Source organism: Gammaproteobacteria bacterium, assembly GCA_013696315.1.
Lineage (GTDB): Bacteria > Pseudomonadota > Gammaproteobacteria > JACCYU01 > JACCYU01 > JACCYU01.
In genome coordinates, this window is sequence record JACCYU010000161.1 from 1 (window position 1) to 5,439 (window position 5,439).

Consider the following 5,439-nt stretch of genomic DNA (forward strand, 5'->3'; position numbering starts at 1 on the left):
GTGCTGGGCGGCGGCCCCAATCGCATCGGGCAGGGCATCGAGTTCGATTACTGCTGCGTGCACGCAGTACTCGCGCTGCGCGAAGATGGTTACGAGACCATCATGGTCAACTGCAATCCAGAAACGGTCTCGACCGATTACGACACTTCCGATCGCCTTTACTTCGAGTCGCTGACCCTGGAGGACGTGCTGGAGATCGTGCGGGTCGAGAAACCGAAAGGTGTGATCGTACAGTACGGCGGTCAGACGCCGCTCAAACTCGCGCGTGACCTGGAGGCGGCCGGCGTGCCTATCATTGGCACCTCGCCGGATTCGATCGATCTGGCCGAGGATCGCGAGCGCTTTCAGGGCATGATCAATAAACTCAAGCTGCGTCAGCCGCCGAACCGCACCGCCCGCGATGAAAAAGGCGCCCTGCGGCTGGCCGAGGAGATTGGCTATCCGGTGGTGGTGCGACCATCTTACGTGCTGGGCGGGCGCGCGATGGAGATTGTGTACGATGAAACTGAACTGCGCCGCTACATGCGCGACGCGGTGTCTGTGTCCAACGATGCGCCGGTGCTGCTGGACCGGTTTCTGGATGACGCCATCGAGGTGGATATCGACGCGGTGTGTGATGGCACGGGCGACGACAAGGACATATATATCGGCGGCGTCATGCAGCACATCGAGCAGGCGGGTGTCCATTCCGGGGATTCGGCGTGTTCTTTGCCGCCGTATTCACTGAGCGCGGATCTCCAGCGCCAGTTGCGCGAGCAGGTCAGGGCCATGGCGCGCGAACTGAAAGTTGTCGGTCTTATGAACACGCAATTCGCGATTCAGGGCGATAATATATTCATTATCGAAGTCAACCCGCGCGCGTCGCGCACCGTGCCTTTTGTCTCCAAGGCCATTGGGCTGCCGCTGGCGAAAATCGGCGCGCGCTGCATGGCTGGCAGATCGCTGAAGTCGCAAGATGTGGGTGAGGAATTCGACCCTGAATACTTTTCGATAAAAGAGGCTGTGTTCCCGTTCATCAAGTTCCAGGGTGTGGATCCGATTCTCGGGCCTGAAATGAAGTCCACCGGCGAGGTGATGGGCGTGGGTCGCTCTTTCGGCGAGGCATTCGCGAAGTCGCAGATCGCCGCCGGCGTCGATCTGCCCGACATGGGAATGGCGTTTATCAGCGTGCGGGACGAAGACAAGCAGGGAGTGGTTGATATCGCGCGCGAACTGATCGATATTGGTTTTATCATCGTCGCCACCCGCGGCACGGCCAAGGTGCTGGAAGAAGCCAAAGTGAGCTGCGCGACCGTGAACAAGGTGACCGAGGGGCGCCCGCATATCGTCGATTTCATCAAGAACGCGCAGGTGAATCTGATTATCAACACCACCAAGGGCCGGCAGGCTATTGCGGATTCGTTCACCATCCGACGCGAGGCCTTGCAGCGCAAGGTGACGTATACGACCACGCTTGCCGGCGGGCTGGCGACGGTCCAGGCGTTGCGTCACAAGAGTATGGAGAATGTTTACCGGTTGCAGGACCTGCACGAGGAGAACGGTCGTTGAGCAAGGTGCCGCTGACCACGCAGGGTGCTGATAAGCTGCGCGCGGAATTGCAGCGGCTGAAAGCCCAGCGTCCGCAGATAATCGAGGCAATCGCCACCGCCCGTGAGCACGGCGATCTCAAGGAGAACGCCGAGTATCACGCCGCACGTGACCAGCAGGGTCTCAATGAGGCCCGCATACGCGATCTGGAATTCAAACTGGGTAATGCCCAGGTCATCGACGTGACTGCCTTGAACGCGGAGGGCAGAGTCGTGTTCGGCGCTACAGTCGATCTGGCGGACGCGGAAAGCGGAGATGAGGTCACCTACCGGATCGTTGGCGAGGATGAGGCGGACATCAAGGCGGGCCTAATATCCATAAGTTCGCCCGTCGCGCGCGCGCTAATCGGCAAAATGGAAGGCGACGTGGCGATGGTGCGGACGCCAGGCGGTGATCGGGAATACGAGATCGTGGAAGTGAGATACGCCTGAAGCTATTCTTTGATCGTTGGCAACTCGAGCCCAGCAAATTCGCGCATGTAATCGCAATGTTGTTGCGTAGCCGCCGTCAGTATACGTTCATTGATTACTCTCGTTGCTGCCGGTCGCCTGACGAGCCTGTCTTACACCAATAGCTCACAGCAAGACAAAACATGAACCCTTCCGTCATGGCCGCTCTGGGATGGGTTACCGTCGCGATTCTTGGCGCCTCCGCTATCGGCGGCATCGCTCTGCATCGCGGCGAGTCCATTAACGCAATCTGGTTCATCCTCGCCGCGTTGTGCGTGTACGCAATCGCCTACCGCTTTTACAGCGCCTGGATCGCGGCGAAGGTGCTGGCCCTGGACGGGACGCGCGCGACCCCGGCCGAGCGTTTCGACAACGGGCGCGACTTCGTGCCGACCAACCGCTGGATCGTATTCGGTCATCACTTCGCTGCCATCGCGGGCCCGGGCCCGCTGATCGGCCCGACCCTGGCTGCGCAGTTCGGCTATCTGCCTGGCACCTTGTGGATCCTGGCCGGTGCGGTGCTGGGCGGCTGCGTGCAGGACATGGTGGTGATGTGGTGCTCCACGCGCCGCGACGGCAGAAGCTTGGGCCAGATGGCGCGCGACGAACTGGGACCCGTGGGTGGTGCGGCGGCACTCTCCGGCACCATGCTGATTATGATCATCCTCATCGCTGTGCTTGGTCTGGTGGTGGTCAACGCCATGAAGCACAGCCCGTGGGCGACTTCCACCGTCGCCGCCACGATCCCGATCGCGGTGCTAGTCGGACTTTACATGCGCAACATCCGGCCCGGGCGCATCCTGGAAGGGTCGCTGATCGGAGTAAGCCTGCTGTTGCTGGCGGTGATCGGCGGCGGCTGGGTAGATCACCATCCAACCTTAAGTGGCTGGTTCGACCACGGCGGCGTGACCCTGGCCTGGTGCGTCATCGGTTACGGCTTCTGCGCCGCCGTGCTGCCCGTATGGTTGTTGCTGGCGCCGCGCGATTATCTCTCCACGTTCATGAAATTGGGGACGATTTTTCTGCTGGCCATCGCCATCGTAATTCTGCGCCCCGAGATCGAAATGCCCGCGGTAACGCGGTTCGTCGACGGCACCGGCCCGATCTTCGGCGGCGAGGTCTTTCCGTTCGTGTTTATTACCATCGCCTGCGGCGCGGTGTCAGGCTTTCACGCGCTCATCTCTTCCGGAACCACGTCGAAGTTGCTGGCGAACGAGCGAGATATCCGCATGATCGGTTACGGCAGCATGGCGCTGGAATCATTCGTAGGCATCATGGCGATGATTGCCGCCTGTGTGCTGGATCCGGGTGTGTTTTTCGCCATCAACAGCCCGGCTGGCGTGGTTGGCGCCACGGCGCGGGAAGCGGTGAACGCGATTTCTGCCTGGGGCTTCCCCGTCACTGTCGCGCAAATGGAGGAGCTGGCGCGTGAGATGGGCGAGACGACTCTGTTTGCACGCACCGGGGGGGCGCCCTCGCTGGCGGTCGGCATGGCCAGTATCTTCGGCAGTGCGTTTGGCGATCGGTTACTGGCGGTCTGGTATCACTTCGCGATCATGTTCGAGGCGCTGTTCATTTTGACCGCGCTGGATGCTGGCACGCGGGTAGGGCGGTTCATGTTGCAGGATCTGCTCGGTAACCTGTGGAAGCCGCTGAGTCAGACCTCGTGGTATCCGTCGGTGTTGCTGACCAGCGGGCTGGTGGTCGGGGCGTGGGGGTATTTTCTGTACATCGGCGTTATCGACCCGAACGGTGGCGTGAATATTCTGTGGCCGTTGTTCGGGATTTCCAACCAGATGCTGGCGGCGATAGCGCTGAGCGTGGCGACCGGTATTCTGGTGAAATCCGGCAAGCTTAAATATGCCTGGGTGACGGGGGCGCCACTCGCATGGCTGGCCATCATTACCACCACCGCGGCCTGGCAGAAGATCGCGAGCGACGATCCGGGCGTAGGCTTTTTGGCTGGCGCCAGCGAGCTGGCCGCACAGTTGAGATCCGGTGCGTTACCGCTCGAGGAGGCCGCGGTCGCACCGCAACTCATATTCAATCAACGGCTGGACGCGGGCCTAACTGTATTTTTTGTCATTGTCGTGTGGGTAATTATTATTGATATGTTGCGTCTGTGCTATCGACACATACAGGGTATGCCAGTGCGCCCGCTCACCGAAACGCCGCATGCCCCGACTCGACTTACAGAAAGGAGCACTGCCTGAGCGGCTCGATATGTCAGGAAAAGTGCTATTCGCTATCTGGCAATTTATCCGTGAACTATCGGGAGACGATGCTTACGAGCGCTACTTGCGACACTGCGAGCGCAATCATCCGGAGCAAGCGCCGTTAAGCCGCAGGGCATTCTGGGATGGGCAGCTCGACAGAAAATGGAGTGGCGTGAACCGATGCTGCTAGCCGGGGCAGGCTCTACGGCGTAATCGTCCTCACATAATCTAATGTGGCGCGTGATTCAGGACTACTAACCAGGATCGCCCGCAGGTGCGCACGGGCGATCGTTAGCAATTTTACTGTAGAAGATTGACCTCCAAAGTCGCATCAGCCGCTGCTTTCATACCCAGAAATGGAAAAATCATCTGCAACGCCGGATTCGAATTCCATCACAGAATTGTCCACTGAACCTTTTAGCATGTAGCCACTTGCCGTGCCCTGGGCGGCAACTAGTGCGAGCCCCAGCGCGACGGCTATTAATAATCCCTCTTTCATTGATTGATTCATATCTGCTCCCCGTGACTTAAGTTAGTGTGCAAGCCTCGCAACTTCTGACGTGCATCGATTATCACCCGTCTTGGCTAACGCAATCGACGAAAGACACAAGATTTGGGATAAACGTCCCACATTTGTAGTCTATCGCGTAGCCGTCGGGTGTCAAGACTATGCGCGGAAAATAATCTCAGGGGGTTTTCTGCGGACAAAAGCATTTTGATTACAGCGGCGCCACTGCTCGATCGGGAAGCCGTTAGTTACTATTTTATAAGGAAAATTCTTTCCGCGATCAGTTCATTAGCGTTTTCGGCGCCCCTGGCCTCCAGGATGTCGCCGGCCTTAACCAATGAGCAGAACGCCGGGATGCGCAGACGCTCGCCGCCAGGGGCGATCAAGTGGGCTGTCTCGAACCTCACCGGCACGCCCGCAACCGTTACGGTATTTGTGGCAGGATCGCATCCGGCCGCGCTCGCCCGCCCGCGCACCAATGCTCCGGTTTTGAACTCAGCACGTGTGATAGCGCCGACGACGAGGCCACCGCGCGCGTCACGGTAGGCATCGATCACCACGTAATCGGAAAAACGCAGGCTTTGTAGACCTTGGCCGCGCGCGCCGGACGCGCTTGCGCGCTGGTCGTGAAACCGCGATGCTGGCGTGACGCCGAACCGCAAGCCGAACACCTTGAGTG

General features: G+C 59.5%; 6 protein-coding genes. 4 read left to right on the forward strand and 2 right to left on the reverse strand.

The genetic code is table 11. From position 1 onward, the window contains the following. From carB to H0V34_09810, 4 genes are all read left to right on the forward strand, one after another. Positions 1–1,548 (forward strand): carbamoyl-phosphate synthase large subunit (carB, locus tag H0V34_09795; GenBank protein ID MBA2491973.1); only part of this gene is annotated, 1,548 nt, incomplete at its 5' end. After that, complete coding sequence (greA, locus tag H0V34_09800) at positions 1,545–2,018, forward strand: transcription elongation factor GreA (protein ID MBA2491974.1); 474 nt, start codon at positions 1,545–1,547, stop codon at positions 2,016–2,018. The genes carB and greA, both read left to right, overlap by 4 nt. 161 nt (positions 2,019–2,179) lie before the next feature. After that, positions 2,180–4,249 carry a carbon starvation protein A gene (locus H0V34_09805; GenBank protein MBA2491975.1) on the forward strand — a complete coding sequence of 690 codons (2,070 nt, stop codon included), beginning with the start codon at positions 2,180–2,182 and terminating at the stop codon, positions 4,247–4,249. Between the two features lie 10 nt (positions 4,250–4,259). Further along, positions 4,260–4,442, forward strand: coding sequence for a YbdD/YjiX family protein (locus H0V34_09810; protein ID MBA2491976.1), 183 nt, complete (start codon positions 4,260–4,262; stop codon positions 4,440–4,442). 141 nt (positions 4,443–4,583) lie between these two features. Here H0V34_09810 and H0V34_09815 read toward each other — a convergent pair whose 3' ends face one another. Both H0V34_09815 and H0V34_09820 read right to left on the reverse strand, forming a co-directional pair. Further along, entirely contained in the window at positions 4,584–4,763 is a 180-nt protein-coding gene (locus H0V34_09815; protein MBA2491977.1) for a hypothetical protein, read from the reverse strand. 248 nt (positions 4,764–5,011) lie between these two features. Next, a partial coding sequence (locus H0V34_09820) for a hypothetical protein (GenBank protein ID MBA2491978.1) occupies positions 5,012–5,439 on the reverse strand: 428 nt, incomplete at its 5' end.

What these genes read in the sequence shown, in the direction of transcription:
- H0V34_09805 (MBA2491975.1), top strand. Translation starts at nt 2,180, where the DNA reads ATGAACCCTTCCGTCATGGCCGCTCTGGGATGGGTTACCGTCGCGATT.
- H0V34_09810 (MBA2491976.1), top strand. Translation starts at nt 4,260, where the DNA reads ATGTCAGGAAAAGTGCTATTCGCTATCTGGCAATTTATCCGTGAACTA.
- H0V34_09815 (MBA2491977.1), bottom strand. Translation starts at nt 4,763, where the DNA reads ATGAATCAATCAATGAAAGAGGGATTATTAATAGCCGTCGCGCTGGGG.